The organism is Nocardia otitidiscaviarum NBRC 14405 (assembly GCF_000308635.1).
GTDB lineage: Bacteria > Actinomycetota > Actinomycetes > Mycobacteriales > Mycobacteriaceae > Nocardia > Nocardia otitidiscaviarum.
Window position 1 is genome coordinate 119,347 of sequence record NZ_BAGD01000106.1, and the last position, 26,968, is coordinate 146,314.

Annotated in this window: 28 protein-coding genes and 1 tRNA gene; 15 read left to right on the forward strand and 14 right to left on the reverse strand. The window is 67.4% G+C overall.

The window, feature by feature from the left end; all coding sequences use genetic code 11:
- Nucleotides 1-237 precede the first annotated feature (237 nt).
- Nucleotides 238-1,734, forward strand: coding sequence for an MDR family MFS transporter (locus tag ON31_RS24360; RefSeq protein WP_039817063.1), 1,497 nt, complete (start codon nucleotides 238-240; stop codon nucleotides 1,732-1,734).
- 151 nt (nucleotides 1,735-1,885) lie between these two features.
- On the opposite strand, the gene ON31_RS24365 is transcribed toward ON31_RS24360, so the two are convergent.
- The 3 genes from ON31_RS24365 to ON31_RS24375 form a co-directional block, all read right to left on the reverse strand.
- Nucleotides 1,886-2,317 (reverse strand): hypothetical protein, encoded by a 432-nt coding sequence (locus tag ON31_RS24365; protein WP_039817064.1) that lies wholly within the window; start codon nucleotides 2,315-2,317, stop codon nucleotides 1,886-1,888.
- A complete protein-coding gene (locus tag ON31_RS24370) occupies nucleotides 2,304-2,768 on the reverse strand; it encodes a hypothetical protein (protein WP_051037691.1) in 465 nt (154 codons plus the stop codon). Before ON31_RS24370 ends, ON31_RS24365 begins: the two co-directional genes overlap by 14 nt.
- Nucleotides 2,769-2,963: 195 nt before the next feature.
- Complete coding sequence (locus tag ON31_RS24375; protein ID WP_051037692.1) at nucleotides 2,964-4,019, reverse strand: mechanosensitive ion channel family protein; 1,056 nt, start codon at nucleotides 4,017-4,019, stop codon at nucleotides 2,964-2,966.
- Between the two features lie 152 nt (nucleotides 4,020-4,171).
- Here ON31_RS24375 and ON31_RS24380 point away from each other — a divergent pair, with 152 nt between their 5' ends.
- From ON31_RS24380 to ON31_RS24400, 5 genes are all read left to right on the forward strand, one after another.
- Nucleotides 4,172-5,053, forward strand: a complete 882-nt coding sequence (locus ON31_RS24380; protein ID WP_085996486.1) for an alpha/beta fold hydrolase — start codon at nucleotides 4,172-4,174, stop codon at nucleotides 5,051-5,053.
- A 328-nt stretch (nucleotides 5,054-5,381) separates the two neighbouring features.
- On the forward strand, nucleotides 5,382-6,311 hold the full coding sequence (locus ON31_RS24385; RefSeq protein WP_051037725.1) for a glucosyl-3-phosphoglycerate synthase: 930 nt from the start codon (nucleotides 5,382-5,384) through the stop codon (nucleotides 6,309-6,311).
- Nucleotides 6,312-6,345: 34 nt separating this feature from the next.
- Nucleotides 6,346-7,764, forward strand: coding sequence for a condensation domain-containing protein (locus ON31_RS24390; RefSeq protein WP_039817066.1), 1,419 nt, complete (start codon nucleotides 6,346-6,348; stop codon nucleotides 7,762-7,764).
- A gap of 9 nt (nucleotides 7,765-7,773) precedes the next feature.
- Nucleotides 7,774-9,453 carry an MFS transporter gene (locus ON31_RS24395; RefSeq protein WP_039817067.1) on the forward strand — a complete coding sequence of 560 codons (1,680 nt, stop codon included), beginning with the start codon at nucleotides 7,774-7,776 and terminating at the stop codon, nucleotides 9,451-9,453.
- 42 nt (nucleotides 9,454-9,495) lie between these two features.
- Nucleotides 9,496-9,948, forward strand: a complete 453-nt coding sequence (locus ON31_RS24400) for a flavodoxin family protein (protein ID WP_039817208.1) — start codon at nucleotides 9,496-9,498, stop codon at nucleotides 9,946-9,948.
- Nucleotides 9,949-9,970: 22 nt separating this feature from the next.
- Here the strand turns inward: ON31_RS24400 and ON31_RS24405 are convergent, their stop codons facing one another.
- Nucleotides 9,971-10,435 carry a hypothetical protein gene (locus ON31_RS24405; RefSeq protein ID WP_039817068.1) on the reverse strand — a complete coding sequence of 155 codons (465 nt, stop codon included), beginning with the start codon at nucleotides 10,433-10,435 and terminating at the stop codon, nucleotides 9,971-9,973.
- A 220-nt stretch (nucleotides 10,436-10,655) separates the two neighbouring features.
- Between ON31_RS24405 and ON31_RS24410 the strand changes: the two genes are divergently transcribed.
- Nucleotides 10,656-11,357: an AraC family transcriptional regulator ligand-binding domain-containing protein gene (locus ON31_RS24410; protein WP_039817069.1), complete on the forward strand. Its 702-nt coding sequence runs from the start codon at nucleotides 10,656-10,658 to the stop codon at nucleotides 11,355-11,357.
- Nucleotides 11,354-11,605 (forward strand): helix-turn-helix domain-containing protein, encoded by a 252-nt coding sequence (locus tag ON31_RS24415; protein WP_039817070.1) that lies wholly within the window; start codon nucleotides 11,354-11,356, stop codon nucleotides 11,603-11,605. The genes ON31_RS24410 and ON31_RS24415 overlap by 4 nt, the downstream gene beginning before the upstream one ends.
- A 51-nt stretch (nucleotides 11,606-11,656) precedes the next feature.
- On the opposite strand, the gene ON31_RS24420 is transcribed toward ON31_RS24415, so the two are convergent.
- The 4 genes from ON31_RS24420 to sigJ all read right to left on the reverse strand — a co-directional run bounded on the left by ON31_RS24420 (nucleotide 11,657) and on the right by sigJ (nucleotide 14,441).
- Entirely contained in the window at nucleotides 11,657-12,199 is a 543-nt protein-coding gene (locus tag ON31_RS24420; RefSeq protein ID WP_039817071.1) for a carboxymuconolactone decarboxylase family protein, read from the reverse strand.
- A 181-nt stretch (nucleotides 12,200-12,380) separates the two neighbouring features.
- A complete protein-coding gene (locus tag ON31_RS24425; RefSeq protein ID WP_370450332.1) occupies nucleotides 12,381-12,806 on the reverse strand; it encodes a VOC family protein in 426 nt (141 codons plus the stop codon).
- Nucleotides 12,807-13,024: 218 nt separating this feature from the next.
- Nucleotides 13,025-13,498, reverse strand: coding sequence for a YybH family protein (locus ON31_RS24430; RefSeq protein ID WP_051037693.1), 474 nt, complete (start codon nucleotides 13,496-13,498; stop codon nucleotides 13,025-13,027).
- Between the two features lie 52 nt (nucleotides 13,499-13,550).
- Nucleotides 13,551-14,441: an RNA polymerase sigma factor SigJ gene (sigJ, locus tag ON31_RS24435; protein ID WP_039817072.1), complete on the reverse strand. Its 891-nt coding sequence runs from the start codon at nucleotides 14,439-14,441 to the stop codon at nucleotides 13,551-13,553.
- A 135-nt stretch (nucleotides 14,442-14,576) separates the two neighbouring features.
- On the opposite strand from sigJ, the gene ON31_RS24440 reads away from it, so the two are divergent.
- From ON31_RS24440 to ON31_RS24450, 3 genes are all read left to right on the forward strand, one after another.
- On the forward strand, nucleotides 14,577-15,146 hold the full coding sequence (locus tag ON31_RS24440; protein WP_039817073.1) for an NADPH-dependent FMN reductase: 570 nt from the start codon (nucleotides 14,577-14,579) through the stop codon (nucleotides 15,144-15,146).
- A gap of 288 nt (nucleotides 15,147-15,434) precedes the next feature.
- Nucleotides 15,435-17,045, forward strand: a complete 1,611-nt coding sequence (locus ON31_RS24445; RefSeq protein ID WP_081592697.1) for a Na+/H+ antiporter NhaC family protein — start codon at nucleotides 15,435-15,437, stop codon at nucleotides 17,043-17,045.
- A 649-nt stretch (nucleotides 17,046-17,694) separates the two neighbouring features.
- Nucleotides 17,695-18,513 carry a CPBP family intramembrane glutamic endopeptidase gene (locus ON31_RS24450; RefSeq protein WP_255222239.1) on the forward strand — a complete coding sequence of 273 codons (819 nt, stop codon included), beginning with the start codon at nucleotides 17,695-17,697 and terminating at the stop codon, nucleotides 18,511-18,513.
- Between the two features lie 176 nt (nucleotides 18,514-18,689).
- Here ON31_RS24450 and ON31_RS34865 read toward each other — a convergent pair whose 3' ends face one another.
- Nucleotides 18,690-19,574, reverse strand: coding sequence for a hypothetical protein (locus tag ON31_RS34865; protein WP_051037694.1), 885 nt, complete (start codon nucleotides 19,572-19,574; stop codon nucleotides 18,690-18,692).
- 114 nt (nucleotides 19,575-19,688) lie between these two features.
- Here ON31_RS34865 and ON31_RS24460 point away from each other — a divergent pair, with 114 nt between their 5' ends.
- Both ON31_RS24460 and ON31_RS24470 read left to right on the forward strand, forming a co-directional pair.
- On the forward strand, nucleotides 19,689-20,861 hold the full coding sequence (locus tag ON31_RS24460) for a helix-turn-helix domain-containing protein (RefSeq protein WP_039817075.1): 1,173 nt from the start codon (nucleotides 19,689-19,691) through the stop codon (nucleotides 20,859-20,861).
- A gap of 362 nt (nucleotides 20,862-21,223) precedes the next feature.
- Nucleotides 21,224-21,433 carry a hypothetical protein gene (locus ON31_RS24470; RefSeq protein ID WP_039817077.1) on the forward strand — a complete coding sequence of 70 codons (210 nt, stop codon included), beginning with the start codon at nucleotides 21,224-21,226 and terminating at the stop codon, nucleotides 21,431-21,433.
- A gap of 54 nt (nucleotides 21,434-21,487) precedes the next feature.
- On the opposite strand, the gene ON31_RS24475 is transcribed toward ON31_RS24470, so the two are convergent.
- Both ON31_RS24475 and ON31_RS37330 read right to left on the reverse strand, forming a co-directional pair.
- Nucleotides 21,488-21,880: a VOC family protein gene (locus ON31_RS24475; RefSeq protein ID WP_039817078.1), complete on the reverse strand. Its 393-nt coding sequence runs from the start codon at nucleotides 21,878-21,880 to the stop codon at nucleotides 21,488-21,490.
- A 42-nt stretch (nucleotides 21,881-21,922) separates the two neighbouring features.
- Entirely contained in the window at nucleotides 21,923-22,066 is a 144-nt protein-coding gene (locus ON31_RS37330) for a hypothetical protein (RefSeq protein ID WP_169335037.1), read from the reverse strand.
- A 622-nt stretch (nucleotides 22,067-22,688) separates the two neighbouring features.
- Between ON31_RS37330 and ON31_RS24480 the strand changes: the two genes are divergently transcribed.
- Nucleotides 22,689-23,048, forward strand: a complete 360-nt coding sequence (locus ON31_RS24480) for a hypothetical protein (RefSeq protein WP_039817079.1) — start codon at nucleotides 22,689-22,691, stop codon at nucleotides 23,046-23,048.
- A gap of 582 nt (nucleotides 23,049-23,630) precedes the next feature.
- Nucleotides 23,631-23,957: a MerR family transcriptional regulator gene (locus ON31_RS24485; protein WP_244961527.1), complete on the forward strand. Its 327-nt coding sequence runs from the start codon at nucleotides 23,631-23,633 to the stop codon at nucleotides 23,955-23,957.
- Between the two features lie 140 nt (nucleotides 23,958-24,097).
- On the opposite strand, the gene ON31_RS24490 is transcribed toward ON31_RS24485, so the two are convergent.
- The 3 genes from ON31_RS24490 to ON31_RS24500 form a co-directional block, all read right to left on the reverse strand.
- A tRNA-Leu gene (locus tag ON31_RS24490) sits at nucleotides 24,098-24,171 on the reverse strand.
- 153 nt (nucleotides 24,172-24,324) lie between these two features.
- Nucleotides 24,325-25,185, reverse strand: a complete 861-nt coding sequence (locus ON31_RS24495) for a cutinase family protein (RefSeq protein ID WP_081592718.1) — start codon at nucleotides 25,183-25,185, stop codon at nucleotides 24,325-24,327.
- Nucleotides 25,186-25,478: 293 nt separating this feature from the next.
- The gene (locus ON31_RS24500) at nucleotides 25,479-26,942 is read right to left on the reverse strand and encodes a peptide MFS transporter (RefSeq protein WP_039817081.1); all 1,464 of its coding nucleotides are present in this window, start codon (nucleotides 26,940-26,942) and stop codon (nucleotides 25,479-25,481) included.
- Nucleotides 26,943-26,968: the final 26 nt, after the last annotated feature.

The following is a 26,968-nucleotide window of genomic DNA, read 5'->3' on the forward strand; positions in this document are numbered from 1 at the left end:
AGGGTCACAACATCGGGCAGGCTGGCGAAAAGGCCTGGTAATCAGGGAGTTTCACGGCACGCTCGGGTCCACGGACACAAATAATCGGATGAATCGTCGCGGTGTCGGCAGGAATACTGACGCCCGGCCGATGAGTTGTGCCGACTGTTCTCGTCTGATCAGGTGTAGCGCCCGGACGACGCCGTCTCGGCATCCGGCCGCACCGTCTTTCGCTCACGAACGCCCGGAGGTACCCGTATGCCCGCCGACATATCCGCACCGCCGTCGCGCGGACCGGCCCCGACGGGGGGCAAGACGCCGACGGTCATCCGGCTGCTGGTGCTCGCGACCTTCGTGGTGATCCTGAACGAGACCATCATGATCAACGCGATTCCGCGCCTCATGCACGATCTCGACGTCACCGAGCGCGCGGCGCAGTGGGTGTCCACCGCGTTCATGCTCACCATGGCGGCGGTCATCCCCGTGACGGGCTGGTTCCTGCAGCGGGTGAGCACCCGGCAGGCGTACGCCATCGCCATGGGCGTCTTCCTCGCGGGTACCGCCCTCTCCGCCGTCGCACCGACCTTCGCGGTGCTGCTGGTGGGCCGCGTCATCCAGGCCGGTGGCACCGCGGTCATGATGCCGCTGCTGATGACCACACTCATGACGGTGGTGCCCGAACAGGATCGCGGCCGGGTCATGGGCAATGTCACCCTGGCCATCTCGGTGGCTCCCGCCATGGGACCGGTCATCTCCGGACTGGTGCTCCAGGCCGGTTCGTGGCGTTGGCTTTTCGTGCTGGTGCTGCCGATCGCCGGTACGGTCACCTGGTTGGGCCTGCGTCGCCTGGACAATATCGGGGAGCCGCAGACCGGCGATATCGACTGGCTCAGTGTGGCGTTCGCGGCCTTCGGCTTCGGCGGTCTGGTGTACGGCCTGAGCAAGTTCGAGACCGATCACGTCGCGGTTCCGGCCCTGCTGGTGGCCGCCGGACTGGCGCTCATCGCGGTGTTCGCGTTCCGGCAGCTGCGGCTGCAGCGTTCCGGGGTGCCGCTGCTGGATCTGCGAATCCTGTTGTCGGGCACCTACACCAAGGCGCTCGTCCTCATGTCGGTGGCCTTCCTGGCCATGCTCGGCTCGATGATCCTGCTGCCGCTGTACCTGCAGAACCTGCGCCACCTGTCGCCGCTGGAGACGGGGCTGCTGGTCATGCCCGGCGGCCTGGCCATGGGTCTGCTGGGTCCGACGGTCGGCCGCCTCTTCGACCGCTTCGGTGGGCGACCGCTGGTGATTCCCGGCGCTGTCGGCGTCACCGTGGCGCTGGCCGGCTTCACCCAGATCTCCATGTCCATGCCGTATTGGCAGCTGCTGGCCCTGCACATCCTGCTGATGATCTCACTCGCGGGTCTGTTCACCCCGGTGTTCACGCTGGGCTTGGGCGCACTGCCGCCGCACCTGTACTCGCACGGCAGCTCCATGCTGGGCACGCTGCAGCAGGTCGCGGCCGCGTTCGGCACCGCCCTGGTGGTAACGGTCATGTCCGCGCGCATGACCCAGCTCGTGGAGACCGGCACCGAACCGGTGACCGCCCAGCTCGACGGCATGCGCCTGGCCTTCGCCGTGTCCGCGGCCCTGTCGGTACTCGTCATCGTGACCGCGATCCTGCTCCCGAACCGGGCCCCCGCACCGGAGGAGACGGGCGAGGATGTCGCGAGCGATGCGGAGAGCGCCGCACCGCTCCTGGTCAAGGACTGAACCGACGGGCACCACGTAGGCTCGGGCACCAGCCGGTCCACGTCACCGCTCGCGGACGGCCAGCGGCTTCCGGACTCCTCCGCGCGCGGCACGAATCCCCGCACCCCCTCATGGGTGCGGGGATTCGTGCTTCGCGGCCGCCAGCGGCGGGTCACGGTGTCCTGCCGGTCAGATCGGTCCAGGCGTCGGCGAGGGCGGCCAGCCGGTGCCAGGCGGCATGCACCCGGTCGTCGGCGATGTCGATATCGGAGTGCAGCAGGCGGTCGGCGTGGGCGTGGGCGGCGGCCATCCGGTCGACGAAGCCACCGACCGATTCCGGGCGCAGGCGGTGTGACTGCGGCTCCGCGCTCACCCAGCCGTCGATGGCGGCGGCCAATTCGGCGCGACGGCAGTCGATCTCGGCGGCGTGGCCGGGCTGTGAGCGGCGCAGCCGGTGCAGTTCGGCCAGTGCCGCGGCGGCGCCGAGCAGTGGATGCCCGCTCCCCCGGTCCGTGTCGGCGGCGCCGAACGCGGCCAGCAGCTCCTGCCATCTCGGCAGCGGCTCCCGCGCCGCGACCGCGACCGCGCGCTCACGCGGGAACATGGTCGGCTCCGCGCAGAATGGCCGAACGCGCCGCGTTCAGCACCATCGCCCGGTGCGGCAGGGCCAGGCGGCCGGGCTCGGGTTCACAGGCCCAGTGCCAACCGAGCCGATAATCCGAGACCGGCAGCATCACCTTGCCGCCGACATCGGGCACGGTCACGCCGTGCGCTCGCAGCCGACCGAGAAGCCGCTGCGGCACAGCGTGATACGGCGTCGGTGGAGCGACGAGAAACCACCAGTTCCGCCCGCGCGGATCGGCCACCGCGGGCGTTGCGGGCAAGCCCGCCAACTGATCTCGGACATGGCGGCCCAGCCGCTGCGGCAGCCCGATGGCCTCCACCGCCCGGCCCACCGTGAGGTAGGGCCGGTCGGCGAACAGCTCCACGGGAAATCCGTAGCGCACGCGCAGCAGATGGGCGGATTCGTGTGGGGAACGGCAGGATTCGAACATCGGGACCTCCGAGCGACGAGCGGTGCGCGGAATCAGTGTGCGCCCGGGAGTTTGCCGGTGTGATGACGCGCACATGGCGTCCGTGTGACCGTCTGTAAAGCCAGCTGTCCCAACCGTGAACGCTCGACTGTGAGACCCGAATGTGGATCTGTCGGAGCGTTGGCCGCAGGTTCGCCCCTACCCCCCGGCGTACCGCTATTCCGCCATGGCGGGCGTGCCGCCGCTCACCATGGCGGTCGGGATCTTCGGGAGGGCGTACGGGTGGTAGCGGGCGAGCCAGCCGAGCAGTTCCTCGCGTACCGCGCAGCGCAGATCCCAGACGTCGTCGGCATTGCGGGCCGACATGGAGGCGCGGACCACGATGGCGGTCGGGGTGCTGTCGGTGACCAGCAGGTTCCACTTGCGGCCGTCCCAGTCCTTGCGACCCCGCAGGAATTCGTGCAGGTGTTGGCGCAGTTCCGGCACCGGGGTGCTGTGGTCCAGGTACAGGAAGACGGTGCCGGTGATCTGCGGACCGCCCTTGGACCAGTTCTCGTAGGGCTTGCTGTTGAAGTACGAGATGGGCATGGTGAGGCGGCGGTCGTCCCAGATGCGCACGGTGAGGAAGGCCAGGGTGATCTCCTCGACGGTGCCCCACTCGCCCTCGACCACCACGGTGTCGCCGATCTTCACCGAATCGCCGAACGCGATCTGCAATCCGGCCATCAGATTGCCGAGCGTGGACTGGGCCGCCACACCGGCGATGATGCCGATGACACCGGCCGAGGCCAGCAGCGAGGTGCCGAGGGTGCGCAGGTTGGGGAACAGGATCAGCATGGCCACCGCGGCCGTGGTCACGACCAGCACCGTGGTGACGATCCGGCGCACCATGCCGAGCTGGGTGTGCAGCCGCCGCACCCGCGCGGTGTCGGCGGTCCGGTTGGCGTACTTGTCCAGGGTGTTCCCGGCCACGGTGTCGGCGGCGCGCATGGCCAGCCACGCGGTGGCGAGTATCGCCAGGGTGGCCAGCACATTGCGGATCACGGTGTCCTGCTGGAGTTCCAGTTGCGCGAGCGGATACGTGAAATGCAGTCCGGCGCTGGCGAGTAACGCCTGCAGGGGGAGCTGTATCCGACGCAGCAGGGTGGCCACCGACGATCCGGGGTGTCGGTTCGCGCTGTACCGCAGTACCCGGTCGATCAACAGTCCGGCCATGATGCTGACGGCGAGGGTGCCGCCGAAGACTATGAGCGGCCGCAATACATCTTCCAAGGTGTCAGGACTCCTTGCCTTGGCGTCTCGGTCCTCTCTCCACGTTACATTTCGATAACGGGCGCGCCGCAAGGGGGAATCACGACCCGCCCCGAGCGCATGCGCCGACCGCGGCTTTCCCCGACCAGGCGGGACCCGTAGTGTGCTGGTTCGTGATGCCACAGGCGGTTCGGGACTGGCGCGCGGGCGGACGGATGCTGCACTGCCGGGCGGGTTCGGTGTTCGTACGTTCGGCCCCGGGTTCGGCTCCCACAGTCCTGCTGTTGCACGGATACCCTTCCAGCTCTTTCGATTTCCGCCACATCGTGGACCGGCTCGACGGTCGGGCGTGGATCACTCTCGATTTCCCCGGCTTCGGCCTCTCCGACAAGCCGCGCCCGCACCGCTACAGCCTGTTCGAGCACGCCGACACCGTGGCCGAGGTACTCGCACTGACCGGCATCTCGGGCCCGATCGCCGTGCTGGCCCACGACATGGGTACCTCGGTCGCCACCGAGTTACTCGCCCGTGAGATCGAGGGCACGCTTCCGTTCGAACTCGACCGCGCGGTGTTGAGCAATGGCAGCGTGATTCTGGAGAAGGCCACCCTGCGACCCATCCAGAAGCTCCTGCGCGGCCCGCTGGGACCGGTCGCGGCGCGCCTGGCCAATCGGATCGTCTTCACTCGCGAGTTCTCCCGACTGTTCTCGGCGGCGCACCCGCTGAGCAGCGCGGAGGCGGCCGCCCAGTGGGCGCTGCTGTCGCGGGCGGGCGGCCATCGCATCGCCCATCTGCTGACCGCCTATCTCGACGAGCGCGTCACCCACGCGCAGCGCTGGCACGGCGCGGTGCGGGACTGGGACAAGCCGCTGGGGCTGCTGTGGGGCACCGCGGATCCGGTGGCCACCACGGCGGTGCTGGATGGGCTGCGCGCGCTGCGCCCCGCGGCACGAGTGGTCGAACTGCCCGGCCTCGGCCACTATCCGCAACTCGAGGATCCGGACGCGTACGGCGCGGGAGCTCGCGAACTATTACGCTGGCAATCTCTCAGCTAATATCGAGATACACGTCGTCGCGTCATTTGGCACAATAAGCAATTCTCACACTATGATTCAAAACAGCGGAATTACCAGCCGAAAAGAACTTGCCTTACAGCGACCCCCGTCACTACATTATTGAAATGCGACTGCGGTCACGATTATTCCATACCGCACATGCCCGATTTGCGTGGTCTAACCGCAAATAAGTTAATGCTCGGTTACCACCGCCTGAAACCTATTACTTAAATCTGGTCAGTCGCTCAGCGGCGTTGTAGCTTCTCCTCATCGCAACGCCGCGATTCGCAGTATCAACGCATTCCGAGCACCAGAAGAGGTGGTCGATATGACCGGTCTGTTCGCGAAATCTGATGAGGGCATCCGCACCTGGGCAAACCCGGGGTGGACGGCGCGCGACCTGATCGCCGCCAAGGACGGACGGACCGTCTCCGTAGTGCTTCCCGCCCTGAACGAGGAAGCCACCGTGGGTGAGGTGGTCCGGGCCGTGCGGCGTCTGCCGGCCGGCCTGGTCGACGAGTTGATCGTCATGGATTCCGGGTCCACGGATGCCACCATGCGCGTCGCCGCCGAAGCCGGCGCCACCGTGGTCAGCCGGGAATCGGTACTTCCCGACCATCCCCCCGTTCCGGGAAAGGGCGAGGTGCTGTGGCGCTCCCTCGCCGTCGCCTCCGGCGACATCGTGATGTTCATGGATTCCGATCTCATCGATCCCGATCCGCAGTTCGTCCCCAAGCTCATCGGCCCGCTCCTGCTCGACCCGGCCCTGGTCTTCTGCAAGGGCTACTACCGGCGGCCGCTGCTGGTGGGTGAGTCGTTCGACGAATCCGGCGGTGGCCGGGTCACCGAACTCGTGGCCCGCCCGCTGCTGGCCGCGCTGCGCCCGGGGCTGCGTCACGTGGTGCAACCGCTGGGCGGGGAGTACGCCGCCACCCGGCAGGCGCTCGAGCGGCTCGCCTTCGCACCGCACTACGGCGTGGAGATCGGGCTGCTGATCGACGTCTTCGACCAGTACGGCGCGGAGGGCATCGGGCAGGTCGACCTCGGCGTGCGCAAGCACCGCAATCGGCCGCTGCACGAACTCGGGGTGATGAGCCGCCAGATCGTCGCGACCGCGCTCGGACGCTGCGGGCTCCCCGATTCCGGCGCCGGAATCGTCCAGTTCCCACTCGGCGTGGACGGATTCGTACCCCGCGAATTCGACCTGCACGCGCAACAGCGGCCGCCCATCGGATCGCTGCTGAAAATCGCGTCCTGAATTCGACTTCCACCATTTCAGAGGACTCCTTGCCATGATGCAGAGCGGACTCATCGACGATTGGCGGCCGAAAGGCGGCCAGTTGACCGTCATCCGTCCCAGCGAAACCTCGCGGGCGGCGGCTTTTCGCGCCCGCGCCGATGCCACCCCACCGTCCTTTCAGCAGGACGCGTACCTGGAAATGGCGCGCACCGCGAAACTGTCGGGTCGCCGGTTCGATCGCCTGGTGCTGTGCGCGTTCACCCTCGACGGCGCACCCGATATTCCGGCGCTGGTCCGCGCCACGACCGCGATCGTGCGGCGACACGATTCCTTCCACAGCTGGTTCGAGATCGACGGTGCAGCCGGAATCCAGCGCCGCGTGCTCGCACCCGAGGACATCCAGCTCACCGCCGACTCCTGGGGCGAGATCGACGGCCCGCTGGTGAGCCGTATTCTCCAGCGGCTGACCCCGGGGCCGACCAGCTGGGACTGCTTCACCTTCGCGGTGATCGACCACGGCACCTCGTTCACCTTCGTGGTGGCCTCCGATCACATCAACTGCGATGCCGTCTCCGGCGGGATCATCAGCGGTGAACTCGTGCAGCTCTATTACGACCCCAGCGGTGCACAGCACCTGGACGCCGTGCCCGCGGCGAGCTACCGCGAGCACAGCGGCCGGGAGCGTTCCCGGGCCGCGGCGCTGGACGCGCGGTCACCGCAGATCGTGGCCTGGGCCGATCGGATCATGGCCAATGGCGGCAGGCTGCCCAGCTTCCCACTGCCGCTGCGCGATCCGGGTACGCGAGAGTCGGCGTCGGCCGCCTCGGACCGCCGGGTGTTGCTGTCCGACGATGCGGCCGACCGCTTCGAGGCCGAATGCGAACGTGCGGGGGTGCGCCTGGTGTCCGGCATCTTCGCCGCCGCGGCCCGTGCCGAATACGAACTGTCCGGGCGCACCTGGTATTTCAACCTGTCGCCGAAGAATACCCGGGTCAGCGCGGCCGAACGGCGCTCGGTGGGCTGGTACGCGAGCCTGATTCCGATCGCCTTCGACTTCGACCCCGCGGAGAGCTTCGCCGATACCGCCCGCCGCGCCGACGCCGCCTTCGCCGACGGCCGCTGCCTGTCGGAGGTGTCGCTGCACCGGGTCGTCGAATTGCTGGAATCCCAGGACGGATTCGAGGTCCGGCGCGGCTGGGTCGCTCCGATGCTGTCATTCCTGGACATGCGCAAGCTGCCCGGCGCGGAGTTGTTCACCGCGCTCAAGTTCTCGTTCTTCGGCAGCCGCGGCACCTCCGAGGAGGTGTACTCGTGGGTGCAGCGCACCCACGACATGATCTGGATGGCATCGCTGTTCCCGGACACCGATGTCGCCGCTCGTTCGATGGCCCGTTACTGCGATGCGCTGACCGAGGTCATGGAGTCGATCACGCACTCCGAGACCAGCCCGCTCTCCCTCGATGTCGCGTAGGGGCAGCCCATGAGCGCACTGCGCGTATCGCGGGACACCGCCGCCCCCGCGGCGCACTCCTCGGCCTGGCTCGCGGTGACAGCCGTGTTCATCGCCGTGTTCATGCAGATGCTGGACGCGACCATCGTCACCGTCGCGATCCCGGATATCGTGCGCGAACTCGGTGCGAGTTCGGCCGAATCCTCGCTGATGCTCACGGGTTACACCGTCGCGCTGGCCTGCTCGCTGCTGCCGAGTGCGCGGCTGGGGATGCGATGGGGGCGCGGCGGCTTCTTCACCGCGGCGCTCGCGGTGTTCGTGGGGGCGTCGGTGCTGTGCGGTATCGCACCCACCCCGCTCGCACTCATCGCGGCGCGCGTGCTCCAGGGTGCGGCCGCCGGAGCCGTCTCCGCGCAGCCCATCGCGATCATCAGCGCGCGGTTCGCCGATACCGGCCGCCGCAATCTGGCCTTCGCGCTGTACGGTGCGACCGCGGGTACGGCGGCCATGCTCGGCCCGCTGGTCGGCGGGCTGCTGCTGGGCGCGAATCCGCTCGACCTGTCGTGGCGGTCGATCTTCCTGGTGAACCTGATTCCCGGAGCGGTGGCGCTGGTGCTGGCCGCCCGGCAGTTGCGCGGCTCGGTGGCCTCCGAGCGCTGCACCGTGGACGTCGGTGGCGCGATACTGGCGGCGATCGGCCTCTTCCTGCTGGTCTACGGACTGTCGATCGGCCGCGAACACAGTTGGTCGACAACGATTCTCGCCATGCTGGCGGCATCGGTGGCGGTACTGGCGGCCTTCGTCGCACACGAACGCCGGACGGCCGCGCGGGGCGGTGCGCCGCTGGTCGATCCGGGCCTGTTCGTCTCGGCGCGCTTCGCCTACTGGATCGTGGCCTGCCTGGTGGTGTACGGGGTGTTCGCGGCCTACCTGTTCACCATGTCGGTATCGCTGCAATTCGGGCTCGGGTACACCGCGCTGCGCACCGGTGTGACCACCCTGCCCTTCTCGGCTGGAGCGGTGGCCGGGGCCCTGATCGCACCGAAATTCGCGCGGGCGCTGGGCAATCGGATGGTCGGCGTGGGATGTGTGCTGTTCGGGGTGCTGCTGGTGGGCTGGCTGCTGGCCCTGGATCCGTCTCCGGCCGGGCTGTCGTGGCCGGTGCTGCTGGTGCCGCTGCTGCTCGGCGGCTTCGGTGTGGGGGTGGCGGCGGCCCGCTTGCAGATCGCGGTGGTGGCGGCGGTGCCGCCGCGGTCGATCGATTCGGCGTCCGGGCTGGTGCCCACGGCACAGCAGGTCGGGAACTCGCTGGGGGTGGCGCTGATCGGCATTCTGTTCTTCCACTCCGTCGCCGCCGGCGCCCCGGCGGCGGTGAGCACCGAACGGGATCAACTGCAGCAGCGGCTGACGGCGGTTACGCCGTTCGCACCCAGCATCGCGGGCGAATTCTCCCGGTGTGCGACGCTGCAACTCCAGTCGCCCACGCCGGAGCGCACTCCGGCGGGCTGCGATCATTCCGAATCGTCTCAGCAGCAAGGAAATTCAGCGCTGCGCGAGCAGGTGGCGACGGCGGTCCGCGAGTCGTTGGAGAGTCTGGCCGGGACGGTGTTCGTCTCCGCCTTCCGGGATTCGATCCTGGTACTGCTCGTTCCGGTCGGGCTGGCGAGTCTGCCCTTCCTGCTCCGTCGGCGGAAGACGCCCATCAGATAAGTTAGCCTAGGCTAGGCTAACTTATCTGAGAAGGGAGACGTGGTGCGCGTCGTCATTCTGTTCGGTTCCGAAATGGGCACGTCCGAGGCGGTCGCGGAGTGCGTCGCCGACGAACTGTCGGCGTACGACGTCTCGGTCTACGACATGACCGACTTCGACCCCGGCGACCTGACCGCCGACGATTTCCACATCGTCGTCTGCTCCACCTACGGCGACGGCGACCTGCCCACCGGCGCGGAACCCTTCTTCGACCGGCTCGACGCCACCACGCCCGACCTGACCGGGCTGCGCTTCGCGGTCTTCGGACTCGGCGACACCGTCTACGGCGACACCTACAACCGCGGCGGCGAGATCGCGGCCGAGAAGCTGACCGCGTGCGGCGCGACCCAGGTCGGCGAGCACGGCCGCCACGACGCCTCGACCGAGGTACGGGCCAGGGACCTGGCGCGCGAGTGGGCGCGCACCCTGCCCATCCCGGTACCGGCCGCGGTTTGAGTACGCCGCGCCCCCGTGAAGGTCAGCCCTGCCGTACCGGCTGCTCGGCCGGTACGTCGGCCTTCTCCTCGGTGTCGCCGAGGGCCCGCTGTGCCCGGGCGACGGCCCATTCGGCGGCGTCGAGGCAGTAGCGGGCCAGGACGACGGCGACCTCCGCGACATCCTCGGCGCTCTGTACCGCACGCGGCGAAGCCTTCCCCGTCGCCTCGCCGTGCGCATCGGCCTGCCACTGCTCGAAATCGGCTCGCATGGCCTCGAACTGGCGCTCCAGCGCGTTCTTGGTCTCGACCCACCAGCGCTGCGTCGCCTCCCGCATCTCGGTGGCGGTGTGCTCGAACTCCTTACCCTCCCGCTCGACCACGGTCTCGAACTCCTCCCGCCGCGCCTGCACCGCGGCCCGGTTCTTTTCCCGCGCCGCCGCCGACGCCTCCTCGATCCGCTTGACCCGATCCGACAGCTCCAGCAACGATTCCGACAACGGTTTCATGGCGTTCCTCCTCGAAAGTCGGCGCTGCGCCGACACATTCGTTCACGACCACCTCAGCCTGATCCCGGCGGACGCCCATCCCAAGGGCAGAAGGTCACCGCACCACGACGCCCGAGGACACCAACGTGGCGGACTCCGGCGGCCCGAACACGCCAGAAAGCGGACATTCCACGCCAATCATCCGGACATACTTGACAATTCTGGCGGCTAATATGCCTCGGTGATCGACAGGACTGTTCCGGCCTACCTCGCGCGCCTGATCGCGGATGCCGCCCGTACGGCGGGTATTCCGCAGGCCGAGATCGACCGGGCACTCGGGGCCGTACCCCTGGACACCGCCGACCCCCGGATACGGATCCCCACCGCCACCCTCCATCACCTGTGGGACACCGCCGTTCACGCCCTGCAACCGCTCGGCGGGGGCGTGCGGGTGTCGTCCCGCTGGGAACGCGGCATGCTGCGCACGGGTGACTACCTCGTCTCCTCGTCGGACACCTTGGCCAGCGGGTTCGTCGCGCTCTCCGCGAATTTCGCGGCGGTCACCAGCCCGGAGTCGCGACTGGAGGTGAGCAGCGAGGACGGCGCGCTGTCGATCGTGTATCTGGGGCCGGAGCCGAGCGAGTTGGAACAGATCATCGGCGAGTTCGCGCTGGGGTTGGTGATCCAGCAGGCCCGCGCGGCATTGAACCGGGATATCGCGCCGCGCCGGGTGTTGCTGCCGGGCCGCGCTCCCCGCCACTACGACCACCTGCGCCGCTTCTTCGGCACGGACGCGATCGACTTCGGGGCCGACCACCCGCAAGTGCTCATCGACGAGCGCGATGCGCGCGCCGCCCTGCCCGGCTCCGATCCGGCGCTGCACGCCATAAGGTGTACGCGGAGATCGAGGCGATCTTCGACGACGGGAGTTCACCGGATTTGAATCGGGTCGCCGCCCGGCTCGCCATGAGCCCGCGCAGCCTGCAGCGACGGCTCGCCGAGGAGCAGATCAGTTGGCGCGAGATGGTGGAGCGCGCCCGGCAGGAGCGCGCCACCCGGCTGCTGCGCGACGCCTCGCTCACTCTGGAATCGATCGCCGCCCGCGTCGGCTACAGCGATGTGCGTGCCCTGCGCCGCGCCTTCCACCGCTGGTACGGCACCAGCCCGGCCGAGCTGCGCCGCACCGGTTAGATCGCCCGCCCCGGAACGCGATCCGCGCCCCGGGCGGACTTCCCCGTCGACCTAGCCGTCGGCGCGCACCACCGGCCAGTCGATCTCGACGCCACCGGCCTTGTTGAAGTAGTTGGTGAACACGTTCAGCGCGACGTTGCCGAGCACCTCGGCGATCTCCTCGTCGCCGAGACCCGCCTCCCGCGCGGTCTTCACATCGGCGTCCTCGATGCCGCCGCGCGTGCGTACCACGGCCGCCGCCAGCGTCAGTGCGGCCTGCGCGGTCGGATCGGTCCCCTGCCCGCGCCGCGCCCGCTCGGTATCGGCCGCCCGCAGGCCAGCCAGGTTGGTACCGATGTAGGTGTGCGCCGACAGGCAGTAGTCACAGCCGTTCTCCTGCGCCACCAGCAGCGCGATCTGCTCCCGCACCGCGGCCGACAGCTTGCCGCCGCCCAGCGCGCCGGAGAAGCCCAGGTACGCCTGCAGCACGGCCGGGCTGTTCACCATCGCCTTGGTCATATTCGGGGTGACGCCGAGCGACTTCTGCACCGTGGCAAGCAGTTCCGCGGCGACGCCGGTGGCCTGTTCGGGCTGCACGAGGGGGAGACGAGACATGATTCTTCCTTTCCGATGAGCGATCCCGGAAGCGAATCCCGTTGATTCGCTTCCGTTTTCGGACACTTCGAAAGGTACGGAGGAATCCGCCCGGCGCCGAGGGTTCGCGCCGCCACACAGCGGACGGTTCACGACCGGTTCGGGGGACATTTCCCGACAGCATCGGACATCCGACGGTCCGCTACTCGGCGTACGCCTGATCCGCGGCCTGAGCGCTGAACCCGATGCTCCAGACATAGCCGTCCGGGTCCGCGAACGTCCCGCCGTAACCGCCCCACTCCGTCGCCGCGGCGGGCTCGAGAATCGTCCCACCGGCCTGCTCGGCCTCGTTCAGGATCTCGTCCACCCGAGCCTCACTGCGCACCACATAGGTGAACACCATCCCGCCGAACCCGCTGCCCTCCGGGCTCACCCCCATCTCCGCGGCCAGCCCGTCGCGCCCGTACAGCCCGATCAGCGTCCCCCCGTCGGCGGCGAACTCATATTCGCCTTCATCCCTTGCCTCCTTGGTCCGTTCAGGCGGGTCATACACACGTCGCCACGCTATGGGCGCCCCGAAGGCCAGCGCTTCTCGATTCCTGACCGATTGCGCGGCGGAGAACCACATCGAACAGATCGACAAGGACCTTCCACTGGGAACTGCGGACGCATCGGTGATCGCCTAACCGAGCGCCGAAATCTCACCCAGGTCGCCGCCTGGCCCGTCACCTCCAGTGTCCAGGTAGCGGATCTCGACCCCGTCATCGGCAGTCACGAATGGCATGCGTTTCCCTCCCAAGGGTTTTCGGGGCCCCGGCCTGACCACGACGGCACCCGACAGGTACGTCAGGGCTCGAGGTCGACCACACCCCTGCCGCTCATGATGTCGAGCGGCACCGAGACCTGGTCGTGTGCGATCAACCAGGTGTCGTCGATCTTGCGCATACCGAACGTCACTCGAACCCACATGCCGCTGGTTCGTGTTCCACCCCTCAGCACCCCGCTGAGACGACCGTAAGCGTGCCCGAACGCCACCTCGCCGCCGATGGCGAAGGTCAGGTCGCGCAGCTCGTAGTCCACGGTCTCGAAGGCCAGGAATACCCTCGCCCAGTTCTCGAGTTTGGCCGCGATCCCGACGTGTCGCAGTGGCGGCTCGATGTCGAAGGACACGACATCGGGGGTGTACAGCCGCTTCAGGACGTCGAGGTCTTTGGCTCGCAGCCCGTCGACCAATTTGCCGATGTGGCGGTGTATCTCGGCGTCGTCCGGCGTGTGTCCCGGGTGCGTTCGAAGGTCGCTGGGCGTGATCGGTTCTTCCATACTCCCTCCGACGACACAGCCGCCCGAAATGTGAGGCGGATATCGATTCAACTCACCCGGCGATCCATGCCCGCAGCTTCTCCGGGTTCCGGACCACCCAGACCCGGGTGATCCGACCGTCGGCGATGTCGAAGGCGTAGACCGAGATGATCGTGCCGTCGAGCCGCGCGACCAGACCGGGTTGTCCGTTCACCACCCGCTCCGACAGGGTGATCGCGGGGCCACTGGTGGCGAGCTGCATGCAGGCGCGAGCGATCCGCTCGCCGCCGATGATCGGGTCGCGGAAGGTCGGGGCCAGCCCGCCGCCGTCGGCCGTGGCGATCGCCTGCGGATCGAGCAGGCCGACCAAGGCGTCGATGTCCTTTGCCTCCCAAGCCTGTTTGAAATCCCGGACCACCTCGGCACGGTCGGCACCCGGTGCGCTGCGGGAGCTGTCGACGCGGCGGCGCGCGCTGGAGGCGAGCTGACGGCATGCGGCCGGAGTGCGGCCGACGACCTCGGCGATCTCGGCGAAGGAGTAGCGGAAGACGTCGTGCAGGACGAATGCCACCCGCTCGGCGGGCGTCATCGAATCGAGCACGATGAGGAAGGCCATGCCGATCGACTCGTCGAGGGTCACCCGCTCGGCGGGATCGGCCGTGTCGGAGCCACCGAGACACTCCGGGTGCCCCGGGACCGGCTCCGGAATCCATTCGCCCACATAGCGTTCCCGCCTGGCCCGCGCCGAGCCCAACAGATCCAGGCACACTCGGCTGGCGACCGTCGTCAACCACGCGCCGGGTGACGCGACCTCTCGCCGCTGCGACTCCGTCAACGCGTACCAGCGCGCATAGGTCTCCTGCACCACGTCCTCGGCCTCGGCCAGCGAACCGAGCAGCCGGTAGGCGAGATTGAGCAGCTGACGGCGTTCACTGATCACCACACCCAGTAGCGGATCGGTCATGACGTTCGCCTCCTCCGGTCGACAGTTCTCCCACCGAACCGACGACACAGCGCCCCGGAATGTCAGCCCTGACATTTCGCGCGCTCACATCGTCGGATTGATCGAGCAGCCTCGAGCAGAGCAGGAGTCCTCGACATGATCAAGATCGGCATCATCCTCGGCAGCACCCGCCCCAACCGCAATGGCCCCCAGATCGCCCGGTGGGTACTCGATACGGCGTCACAGCGCACCGACGTCGACGTCGAGCTGATCGATCTGCGCGACCACCCGCTGCCGCATCTGGACGAACCGGTGGCGCCGATGTTCGGCCCATCGGTCCACCCGCACACCCGCGCGTGGGCGGAGCGAATCGCCCCGTTCGACGGCTACCTGATAGTGACACCGGAGTACAACGGCGGCATCCCCGGAGTCCTGAAGAACGCCATCGACCACCTGTTCACGGAGTGGACCAACAAGGCGGTCGGATTCGTCTCCTACGGCGCGGGCGGCGGCACCCGCGCCGTGGTGCAACTGCGGACGATCTGCGGCACCCTCGGCATGGCCGACGTGGGTTACCAGGTGGCGATCTCAGTGCTCACCGACTTCGAGAACGTCACCACCTTCACTCCCCGCGACCACCACACCGACGCCTTGCACAAGACACTCGACCAGCTCGTCGCGTGGAGCACCGCGCTCGCACCGCTGCGCGCGCTCGTCGGTTCATGAGGAAGCCGATCGTGATCGATGCCCGCCCCGGCGCGGTGACCGGATCGACGCGTGAGATCCGCAACAGGTTTCCCATGTGCGGGAAGCGTGGGATAGAACCACCATAACTACACCAAGTATCGTGCCACTAAGTGACGGCACATTAGATATGAGGAAGCTTTTCCGCCGCCGTCGCTAACCGGAACGCGGCCTCGCCGGGCACGGATACCACTGCGACACGACTTGTTCGGTGGGCAGCGACCGTCTCCCAGCGGGAGTTCCGCCCTGGATCGCATCGGAAAGGTCGCCATGTCCACGGAATCCATAGATTCGATATCCGAGATCCGAGAAACGAGCGTGGACTCCGCTCGGCCCGGCGGACCGAGCGCCGACGCGGCGGCGGAGAAGGTCTCCCCCGCCCGGCGCATCGGCCGGTCACGCGGCCTCATCGGGGTGATCGCCATTGCGATCGGTTTGATCGCCCTCGGATTCCTTTCTCCCGGAACGCTTCCCGGCGAGGGTGAGCATGTGGGGGCGTTCAGCCTGCTGCCTGCCCTGGTCACCTTGGTGGTGGTATTCGCCACCAAGAACGTGGTGGCGGCGCTGTTCCTCGGCGTCGTCACCGGCGGCGTCGTGAGCGCGGAGTACAACATCGTCGACGGGTTCATGCTCCCGTCGCTGGGCACCGTCTCGTTCGCGACCATCCTGCTGGTCTACCTGTGGGCACTGGGCGGGTTGATCGGCCTGTGGACGCGCACCGGCGGCGCGCAGGCATTCGCGGAGATGGCGGGCCGCACCCTGGTGCGCGGCCCCGTCAGCGCGCGGGTCTTCGGCTGGCTGGTGGGCGTGCTGTTCCATCAGGGCGGCACCATCTCGACCATCCTGGCCGGCACCACCGTGCGCCCGCTCACCGACAAGCACAAGGTGTCGAAGGAGGAGCTGACCTACATCGTCGACTCCACCGCCTCTCCGGTCGCGACCGTGCTCCCGTTCAACGCCTGGCCGCTCTACGTGGCCGGTCTGATCGTGGGGACCACCCCGCTGTTCGCCACCGAGGATCAGGGCATCGCGTTCTTCATCAGCTCGATCCCGTACAACTTCTACGCGATCTTCGCGCTGCTGGCGACCCTGCTGTTCGCCTGGGGGAAGCTGCCGTGGGTCGGTGGTGCGATGAAGAAGGCCATCCACCGCGCCCGCACCACCGGACAGCTCAATGCCCCGACCGCCAAGCCGATCACCTCCGACGAGCTGGTCACCATGAAGCTGCCCAAGGACTACTCGCCGGGTCTCGCCGACTTCGCCGTTCCGATGGGTGTCCTGCTCACCGTGGTAGTCGGCTCCTATGCCATCACCGGGAAGGTGCTCATCGCGCAGGGGTTCGGCCTGGCTGTGATCACCGCGATCGTGCTGGCGCTGGTCAAGGGCCTCCCGCTCGGCGAGGCCATCGAAGGCTTCGTCGACGGCTGTAAGGGCGTGACCGTCGGCGCGCTGATCCTGGCCTTGGCGGTGACACTCGGCTATGTATCCAAACAGCTCGGCACCGCGAACTACATCGTCGAGACCACCTCGAACTGGGTGGTGGACCCGCTGCTGCCCGCCATCCTGATGGTCATCTGCATGGTGGTGGCGTTCTCCATCGGCTCGTCCTGGGGCACCTTCGCGGTCGTCTTCCCGCTCGCGATGCCGCTCGCCTACGCCATCGACCCGAATCCGATCTACCTGCACCTGTGCTTCGGTGCCGTCGTCGGCGGCGCGGTCTTCGGCGACCAAGCCTCCCCCATCTCGGATACGACGATCCTGTCCGCCCTCGCCTGCGGTGGCGACGTCATGGATCACGTGCGAACTCAACTCCCGCTCGCCTTCGCCGCCGCATCCCTCGCCGCGGCGACCTCGACCACCCTGGCGTTGGTGGTGCTGTAAGGGGGTTGTCGCACAGACGGATTCGTGTCCTACGGTGCGGGTGGTGACACCCGCACCGTAGCCGCGGCTCGAGCCGGATCGGATCACCGATCCAGGAGATGACAACGCCCGGTCGGCAGATCCAGCAATCCACTCGTCGGCCTACACCTACTCGCCGCCGAATACCCTATACACCTTCGTTTTTCCTGCGGTGCAACCGTGTCGACGGATACGAATATCACGAATACTCAATGGCCGAGGGATAGTTGACATACGCGAACTTTCGCCAACATCGGCCTGGATTCTCTGTCGAGCGTCCTGACCTTCCATCCGGAAGGCAAGACCTTCGTGACCTCCGATATCGAGGGGGTCGTCCGCAAATGGCCGATATTCGAATCCGTGACGACGGAACTCTGCGGCAGGCTTACCGCGAACATGAGCCGAAAGACGTGGCGCGAATGGGTTTCCGCAGACATCGAATACCGCCGGCTCTGCCCCGCCCTCCCCATTGCTCCGGACAGCCCCTGACCCTGCACGGCCCGGCGTTCCGTATCAGCCCTTCGGAACCGAGCACCCATGTCCGCGGGCGTGTCAGGGCGGTGTCAGGGCCGTGTCAGCCGCGTTGGCGACGGTGTTGCTGTTGCGCACCACGTCATCGAAAGGAAAGTCATTGCCCACCACCGCTTCTTCGAACTCGGCCGATTCGACCTGGAACGGTATGGTGCCGGTGGCACTGGCCGAGCGCCTGCTCAGCGACCGTCATTCCCTACCGCTGTCCGTTCTGCTGCACCTCGTCCCCGGTGCCGCGATCGTCGCCGCCTATCTGCTGATCGGCAGGCCGTTCACCGAGGCCATCGGCTATCCCGGCTTCCTGGGCTGGGCGATCGCCCTGTGCCTGATTCTGATCCCGATCCTGGCCGGACTGCTGTGGCTCGGACGCATCCGCAACGGCCACGTCTCGCTGCGCGGCGTACTGCACTACCTGGATAGGCCGCTCCCACGCGGGAGACTCGTCGCCATGGTCATCCCCCTGATCGTGTGGATGATGGCGCTGAGCTTCGCGCTGGCACCGGTGAACGCCTTCTGCAAACCCTTCTTCACCTGGCTGCCGTACGTGGATGCCGCCGAGCGCGGGGGTATCACCTATCTCGACGGCTACCCGCACTCGATAACCCTCATCACCATGGTGATCTGCCTACCGCTCACGGGGATCGCCCTTCCGCTCATCGAGGAGCTGTACTTCCGCGGTTTCCTGCTGCCCCGCATCGCCCACCTGAGCCGGTCGGCGCCGGTGGTCAACACATTCCTGTTCTCGCTGTACCACTTCTGGACGCCGTGGGTGCTGCTGCCCCGGGTGATCTTCACACTGCCCGGATACTGGTGTGTCTGGCGGTACAACGACATCCGGCTGTCGATCGGCATGCACGTGGGTGTCACCTCGATCCTGGCGACACTCGGCACCCTCGCCATCGCGCTGAACCTCATGTGAGGAGTTCGACGGGCCGGAGTCGGGCGCCGCCACGGAGCGTTCGAATCGAGCCGCTGTCAATGCCGCTCGCGGCCTGTGGCCCGTTCTTCAAGGCTGGAACCTGTCGGCTGATCCAGCTGCGCATCGACCAACCCGGCGTCACGCTCGGCCCCGTGCGCACGGCTCGGCGGTCCACATCAGCCCTTCGGCGCGGAGTTGATCGTGTCGCCGCCCCAACTCAGATCCGACTCCTCGTCGATCTCGTAAGCCTCGAAACGACTGTCGGCCAACACCGCATCGATCAGAGCCCATGAGCCGGCGACGATCGTCGAGTCGAAGTCGATCTCGCTGGCCACGACCCACGCGTGGTCGGCGGGCCAGAGCAGCTGGGGCATCACCCCGGGAAAGTCGGTCGTCCATCCCAGGCCCGTCGCATACACCCAGCCGGGATCCGCGAGCTCGGAGAGATCGGTGTCGAACAGTAAGAAGTCACGTCCCGGCCAGCGTAGGAAAGGCCCCGACTCGACCGCCTGTCGAACCTCCGGCGCGACGGACACAGCCAATTCGGCGTCGATTCGATCGCGCTCACGCTCGACGTCCCGCGGATCGCCGTCGGTGGCCGCGACGAACACCGCATCGGCGGATGAATTCAGCTCACCGAATCCGTTCCACACCCCAGCCGTCACCTGTTCGGGTGTCTCGGTGGCCGCACGGAGGTGAACGCAGAGCGCGGCCAACAGCTTCGGATCGAACCACCCCTCGACGGTCTGGCCGACCTCCCAACCGTCGTCGAACGACATCGCCGCCTCGTCCTCATCGTCGGTGAGTCTGCGCCACTGCACCAGCGGATGCATCACTCTCCCATTGCGCGCGGCGACCTCGGCCCACGGCCACATCGCCTCCGCCACGATCGCAGGATTGCCCCACTCGTCGGTGACCGTGACATCGCGTCGGATCGCCTCGACCGGATGCAGAATCCGCGCATACGCCTCGAAACCGGTACCGGCAACGCTGCCGACCCCGTGCTCGCCGACCCGCCCGAGCAGCCACCCACCACGCTCGACATCCGTTGTGAACCGCACCCGGTCAGCCTAGTGAGCGCGGCTGGCGGACAGTCCGCCTTCAAGTCGGCTCCGGTCGCCGGCGTGACGTCGGAAGCCGTGCACGAACAACGCGACCAGTCGTAGCGTGGTGGCATGAGTGTGGTGGCAGGTATCGGCGCACGCCTGCAATCAGTTCGACGGCGGCGCGGGCTCACGCAGAAGGAGTTGGCCCAGGCTGCGGGCGTCTCGGTGTCGTGGGTCCGCAAGATCGAGCAGGGCGAACGCGAAGACGTCCGTATCGACAGCTTGCGCCGATTCGCGGTCGCGCTCGAATGCCCCCTGACCGCACTACTCGGGCCGAACCCCAGTCCGCCCGAAGGGAGCGGCGAGGGGAACGCATTGTGGTTGCCGACACGTGACGCCATCGCTGCGCCGGTGCCAGCAACAGAGCCGGACCCGGTAGCTAGCCGGAGTCTCGGCGAATCGCTGGCGGCTGCGGTGACGCTGTACCACAACAATGAATACGAGACGCTGGCTCGAATGCTGCCGCGCCTGATCGAGGACAGCAAGACCGCGACGCCGCTGATGCGGTCACGGGTGCTGCAACTGGCCGGCTCGGTGATGGTGCAGACCCGCCAGCCGAAGACCGCGCGCGCCGCCCTGGAACAAGCCCTGGCGGATGCCGAGGCTACCGGCAACGTCCTGGACGCGGCATCGGCGATCATCACGCTGTGCTGGCTGCTGTTGGTGGAGAGGCAATTCGAGCAAGTGCGCGAGTTGGCAGTGGCGTGGGCCGACCGGGTAGAGCCGCGCCTATCGGTAGCGAGCACGCAGGAGATATCGACGTGGGGGTGGTTGCTGCTGCGTGGCTCCGCGGCCGCGATCCGTGATAACCGGGCAGACGAGGCAGACGAGATGATGCGCCTCGCACAGGCCGCTGCGATTGCCGTACGCCCGAAATCGGTTGGATACCACCAGTATTGGACGACATTCGACCCCGCCACGGTCGCTATGAAGCGAGTCGAGAACGCCGTTGTCGATGATCGCCCGGACCTTGCCCTGCGACTCGCGAGAGACGTTCCCACCAGCCTGCGGCCGACGTCGGACAACCGCAATCGCCACCTGCTCGACGTTGTATCGGCGCACGTCGAACTGCGCCGCTATGACGCGGGTTTCGAGATCCTTCAACGCCTGTCGCGGGAAGCACGGCCATGGCTGGTCGAACAGCGCATGGCGAAGGATTTACTTGGGCGCATCATTGGGCGTCGCCGGACCCTCACCGCAGATATGCGCGAGCTGTCCGACCTGATGCGACTGGAGTACTGACGGCCACAGTGCTCTCTGCACCGCGCCTGGTGGCACTTCCCGAATTCGCCTCCCGAGAGTGCCATTGTTGGCACTTCCGCCGACTGTGAGGCTCGAAGGTAGGCAGCGTCGCCGGGTGAACCCGTAGCCATCCCCGGTGCCGCCGCCTCCCAAGCACCCGCTCACCGGAGGGAAACGACGGTGCGATTCGACTGCCTCAGCCACCGCAACCGCGAATGGGGGCGCAGTAACCCAGGGCTCGCGATGCAGGTGCATATCAACTGCCACCTCGACGCCTGCCACACCAAGGCCGCAGCCTGGTCGGCCCTGGTCGACGCCGGGAAGATCGGCCCCGATTCGAACCGGCCGGTGAGGACTGAGCCATGACCGCCCGCGACGGCGGCCACCTCTCCTACCTTCACCGCGACGACGGCATCTGGCCGGTCGGCGAGGACGGCTGGCCGATCACCGCCGAACAGCTGGCCGAGCCGGATCTCGACATCGGTGGGGTGCTCAGCCCGCTGGGCCACAATGGCGAGATCATCGACGTGGAGCCGGAATCCGTCGAAGACGTCGAGCCGGACGCTCCATGACGACCCTTCTTAGTCAACAATCTCGGACTGCGGCGCAATCCCGGCAGGCCACGACTAGGCAGGACCCAGTAGATCCCACCGGTTGCCGGCAATGTCCACGAAGACCGCGACGCAGCCATACGGCTCGGACCGCGGTTGTGTCACGAATTCGACGCCCGCTGCGAGCAGCCGAGCATATTCCGACCGAAAGTCATCAACCCGCAGGAAGAACCCCACGCGACCAGCAACCTGATCACCGACCACGGCCGCCTGCCGCTGACCGTCCGCACGCGCCAGCAGGATTCCGGTTTGCGCACCTGGCGGACGAACCACCACCCACCGCTTGGGTCGGCCATCGTTGGTCAGCGACGGCACGTCCTCTACCAGGTCGAAGCCCAGCACCCCGACGAAGAACTCGATTGCCGGGTCATATTCCTCGACCGCGATCGCCACCAGCTCCAGATGCATCCATCTGAGCATAGGCACGCGTCCGGTGCGGCCAACCGCAGTTCAGCGGTGCTTATTGCCCTTCTTCTCGAAACCCTCGATTGCGGGCTGCGGGTTGGCGGATTTGGCCTTCTTCTCCGCTCGTTTCTCCTTCAGGGTCTTACCCTGAGCCTTGGACATCTTGCTACGCGGAGATTTGTCGGACAACTGGTTGGTCCTTTGTTCGGAAAGCCTCGATGGCCTCGTTGCCTCGACCCTACTCCACCACGGCAGGTCCCAGTTCCGTAACGGCCGGTCGACTCCGACTGATCAACCCACTGTCGGTGCGGGCGGTCCGAGCAGATTCCACCCGTTTCCCGCGATGTCGAGGAAGACAGCAACCTGCCCGTAGGCTCGCTGCCACCTACGCCGGTGTTCTGGCCACGGCCCCATGTGTGGTCGGTCGGCCAGAGCAGCTGGAGCGTCACCTCGGGGAAGTCGGATGCCCAGCTCGAGCCCGCCGCATACACCCAGCCGGGGTCGGCGAGACCGGTGTCGAACAGCAGGAATTCACGTCCTCCCGCCCATTGCGCGCCGCGGCCTCGGCCCACGGCCAGCACGATCCTGGTAGGTCACGACTGCCGTCTGCGGAGCCCGCGCATCCTGACGACCTTCGGCTCTGCCGCCCTCGGGATCGGTTGATGCATCGTAAAGGCAGGCGACTGAAAGGAATTCGACGATGCTATCGCTGTCGAGACGCACCGAGACCGGGCACATACGCAGTGCGGCACACCGACCGCGGCCACCACGAACCAGCAGACTGCTCGGATCGTCGGTTGCTCTGCTCGGCGTGGCGGCCTCCGTCCTGGTGACCGCGCCGGATGCCGCCGCGCGGGTGACCGGCCTACACGCCTCACCCGGGCTCAGCTGGGGGCCGACCCAGCAGTACGGCACCAATTGCACCTACACACTGACCGCGACCGTCGACGACGCCGCCCCGGTGTCGTTCTACGACTTCGCCCCCTCGACAGTCTTCTCACCGAGCAACTACATCCAGCCGGTCGACGGTGTGGCGACCGTGCAGTGGACCCCGACGAACCCCGGCTGGCACCGGATCGTCGCCTACCAAACCTCCGAGGGCGGCCCCGCAATCAATCTCGAGGTCGGCACCGGCATCAACACCGGCTCCGCCTGCCTCGTCTTGCCGTAGCGAGCAGACGCGGCCCCTCATCCGATCGAACGAAGGTCACCCGATCAGAGCAGCGGCCACTTATACCCCGCATCGATGCACTTCGACGGGGGAATCGCCAGGTCGTGCCGCCGACTGATCCTTCCGATGGGCGATCACTCACCAGAAAATCTTCAGTGGCCACTCTAGACATTCCATATGCTGTTGGGTAATTTCACTGTTGTCAAAAATGAGAGATCGAGTGACTGGGCAGGTGAACTGCCTGGTATGCGGTACCCCGCCCCGCCGACGCAGGCGAGAATCCGGCTGACCCACTGGCTGCTGGACCGCCGCCGGCGGGGCGGGCACAGCAAGACGGCTCGCAGACAAGACGCGTACACATGGAGGTGGTGGCCACTGAGTAGTCGAAACCCTGTTGTACAACCCGAGTGCTCTCGGGAGCGGTGTATGCCATCGGCCTTTGGGGGCCGGTGAGCAACTCGACCCTTTCGTATACGTATTTCCCAGGCCCCGGCGCACAGTGCGCCGGGGCCTCTGGCCGTTGGCAAATTGAGAGGTGCTGTGCAGCAACCGGATATGACTCCCACTCCGGATAGAAGCGGGGTGGACCGACTAGACGACGAGGATTTCCCCGCCTACAGCATGGGTCGCGCCGCCGAGCTCCTTGGTGTGACCCAGGCGTTTCTGCGCTCCCTGGATGGTGCGCGCCTGTTGACCCCGCAACGCTCGGAGGGTGGGCATCGCCGCTACTCGCGCTATCAGTTGCGGATCGCCGCGCGGGTACGCGAACTGATCGATGCAGGGAACTCCTTGGAGGGCGCCTGCCGGATCGTGATCCTGGAAGATCAGCTCGCGGAGGCGCAGGCGCTCAACGCCACCCTGCAGCACGCCCTCGACACGCACGAAGCCCGCGACTCGGAGCACCCGTAGCCCGTGCGGGGCCAACGCAGGCAGCCCGCGGTGAGTGGCCGACGAAAGAGCTCCAGATGGCGCGGACGTCCTGGACGCGCGAGCCCGTCTGGCCCTACTCCACAGGATGTGCCGGCCCTCCGACTTCGATGTCGAAGTCGTGCCCCCGGTCGGGCTCGAACCGACACTGGGCGGATTTTAAGTCCGCTGCCTCTGCCAATTGGGCTACGGGGGCGCGGGGGTCAGCCTACCGAGCCGTACGGTTGTGCCGGAATCTTCTAGGGGTGGATTCGGGTGGGTGTCACAGGTGCGCCGCGGGGGGACGGCCGGGGGTGCAGTGGTCGGGCCGGGTACCGGTCTGGGTGGGGCTGGTACCCGGCCCGGAGGGTCAGGCGGTGCGGGCGATGCCCGCGAGCCAGTTGCGGAGCCAGGAGGTGGCGGTGGTGCCGTTGGCGTCCACCACGTAGCCGGGGTAGGACTGGTGGACTCCGGAGCGGTAGAACTCCTCCACCTGGCGGGCCCACTGCTCGCTGGCGGGGTCGTCGGCGGGGGCGGTGAGGATGGCGTTCCAGCCGGGGGTGAGGGCCTCGCCGAGGATGGCTTGGAGGGTGAGGGCGTAGTTGCCGAACTGGAGGGGGTCGGGGGCGGAGAGTTGGGTGAGGAAGCCGGCGAAGCGGCCCGCCAGGTCGTCGGTGGGGACCGAGCAGTAGAGATCACCTGCGGCGCAGATGGTTCGGACCTTGGGGGCGAGCCAGCCGAAGCCGCCTACGCGCGCACCGCCCGCACCGGCGCCGGGGACGGGCGGGCCGACCAGGATGTCGGTGGGTGAGCGGCGGGGGTCGGAGAGCAGGCCGACAGCGAGCACGCGGTCGGGCGGGACCACGCCGAGGCCGGTGCCGATCTCGGCGGCCAGGTCACCGGCGGCGTCGGCACCCTGGCTGTAGCCGACCAGGGCGAAACGTGTTGCGCCGCAGCGGGCCGCCATATCGGCGATCAGGCCGCGGGCGGCGTTGACGGCCTCGCGCTTGGAGCGGCCGTAGACCTCGCCCTCCCAGGGCAGGGCGGTGGCCGCGTAGCTGACGTAGTCGGTGCGCACGCTGCCGGGCAGACCATTGGTCACCAGGGACAACATGCCCTGTTTCGGATCGTCCCGGGAGGTCTCCCAGGTGCCTGGCACCGCCACCACGTTCAGGGCGGGGCAATCACCCGGCGCGGCGTCCGCGCGGGGTGCGCCGGTCGCCCACACCATGCCCGCCGCCACCGCGGCCGCGACGGCGACACCGGCCAGACGAATAGCTCGCGTTCCACGCCGAAGCCCAGTTGCTCGCAACGACAAGGCCACACTCCTTGCTCGGTTCTCCGCACGCAGCGGATCATCATCCACACCGCGTGGATCGCGACGCTGCGGAAATCCACGCCCAGCCGACGGCCGAAACGACCGTAGCGAACTTCAGGCTTTCCGCGAAAGTGCTTTGCGAAGGTATTAACAATCCGTTTGGCCGGAGGTGACGACAGCGGCCGTCACCTCCGGAGCCGGATCGGTCAGTGCACGCCCTCCATGAGGCGGCTCACCCGGGGCGCGATGAACCAGACGGCCACACCCACGGCGATGGTCACCAGGCCGGTGATGCCGAAGTAGGCCAGTTCGTGCGCGGGGTCGTAGTACTTCGACAGCACGCCGGACATGGAGGTGCCCATGCCCACCGAGAAGAAGTACAGGGCCATCATCTGCGCGCGGAAGGCGTTGGGGGCCAGCTTCGTCGTCACCGACAGGCCGATGGGCGAGAGCATCAGCTCGGAGACGGCGAACGCGCCCAGCACCACGAAGACGAACAGGATCGGCACGGATTTGCCCTCGGTTCCGGAGAACACGGTGAAGAGCATGAAGGCCGCGCCCATCCCGATCACGCCGATGGCGAACTTGCGCGGCGTACTCGGCGCGCGGTTCCCCAGCCGCGTCCACATGATGGCGAACAGCGGCGACAGCGCGATGATCCACACCGGTTCCATGGAGCCGATCCAGTTCGACGGCGCGGTCCAGCCGAAGACATTCCAGTCGATGCGCTCATCGGAGTACACCGCCAGCACGGTGAAGATCTGCTGGAACAGCGACCAGAACACCGCGTTCGCGATGAACAGCGGAATATAGGCCCGCACCCGCACCCGCTCGATGGGCTCCACCTTGGCGCTGGTGAGCATGATGACGAAGTAGGCGATGGAGGCCAGCACGATCACCCCGGTGGTGACGTCGGGCAGATTCTCCAGAGTGAGCAGCCCGGTCACCCACGCGAGCAGGACCACCACGCCGAAACCGGCCACCGCCGCCACCGTGCGCGGAATCTCGGGGCGCGGCAGCGGATTCGGCACCTCGCGGCCGTGGTCGCCGAGATTGCGGCGGAACACCACGTACTGCGTCAGCCCCAGCGCCATGCCGATGGCGGCCGCGCCGAAGCCGTAGTGGAAGCCGACATGCGATTGCAGCAGGCCGGTGATGAGCGGACCGGCGAAGGCGCCGAGGTTGATGCCCAGATAGAACAGGGTGAACCCGCCGTCCGCGCGGGCGTCGCCCTTGGCGTAGAGGGTGCCCAGCAGCGAGGAGGCGTTGGCCTTGAGCGCACCGGAGCCGAGCGCCACCAACACCAGGCCGACCGCGACGCCCGCCAGGTCCGGAATGATCGCCAGCGCGATATGACCCGCCATGACGACCACGCCGCCGTAGAAGACGGTGCGCTCCATGCCGAGCACCCGGTCGGCGAGCCAGCCGCCGAGCACCGTGGAGAGATAGACGAGACCGCCGTACGCCCCGACGATGCCGGTGGCGGTGGCCTGCGGCATGGCGAGACCACCCTCGGTGGTCGAGTAGTACAGGTAGTAGCCCAGGATCGTGAGCATGCCGTAGAACGAGAAACGTTCCCAGAGCTCCACGCCGAACAGATTCGCGAGGCCGATGGGGTGCCCGAACAGGGTGCGTTCGGCCCCCTCCTTCGCGAGAGGTGTAGCTGTCATGTGCGTCACCCTCCCATATTGGGCAA